A 464-nucleotide genomic window follows, 5' to 3' on the forward strand; every position below is an offset into this window, starting at 1 on the left:
GTCCACGGTATGCTCTGCCAGGCCGGTCAGACAATGCTCATGTTTGGAGCACTCTGGGGAATTTGCTGTCATCTCGGAACCCGACGCATATCTCAAAAGCTCATTGATCGAGCATTGTACATGCATACAGCTTCGTACCGCATCGCTTTTTGACCGTTGCGCATAGTGCAGACCCATGCGGAAGCTCATCTGCATCATGATGGGGACATATTTGCCACAGTCGAAACTGCTTACATCAATTGGTTGCGTGGCCCAATGGCAAGGCGCTTGACTACGAATCAAGAGATTCCAGGTTCGACCCCTGGCGTGATCATTATTTTGCCCATTTGCTGTCCATCAAAAGGGAGACCTACATCCTAAGAAATTGACTATTACCATTCTTTTGCCTTGAGTGTTGCTGAGCTTGTTGGCTCTTGATTTATTCCAGCTTCCCAAGCTTTGCAAACGCTATCCAGTGCCGGTAG

The 464-nt window shown here is 48.7% G+C and carries 1 protein-coding gene and 1 tRNA gene; one reads left to right on the plus strand and one right to left on the minus strand.

Translation table 11 applies throughout. The features are described 5' to 3' along the window. Positions 1–198: hypothetical protein (locus tag D7Y15_RS46285; protein ID WP_233605337.1), on the minus strand; the 198-nt coding region annotated here is incomplete at its 3' end. A gap of 43 nt (positions 199–241) precedes the next feature. On the opposite strand from D7Y15_RS46285, the gene D7Y15_RS43740 reads away from it, so the two are divergent. Then, positions 242–313, plus strand: a tRNA-Arg gene (locus D7Y15_RS43740). Positions 314–464 lie beyond the last annotated feature (151 nt).

The sequence above is a fragment of the Corallococcus sp. AB030 genome (assembly GCF_003668965.1).
In the GTDB taxonomy this organism is placed as follows: Bacteria; Myxococcota; Myxococcia; order Myxococcales; family Myxococcaceae; genus Corallococcus; species Corallococcus exiguus.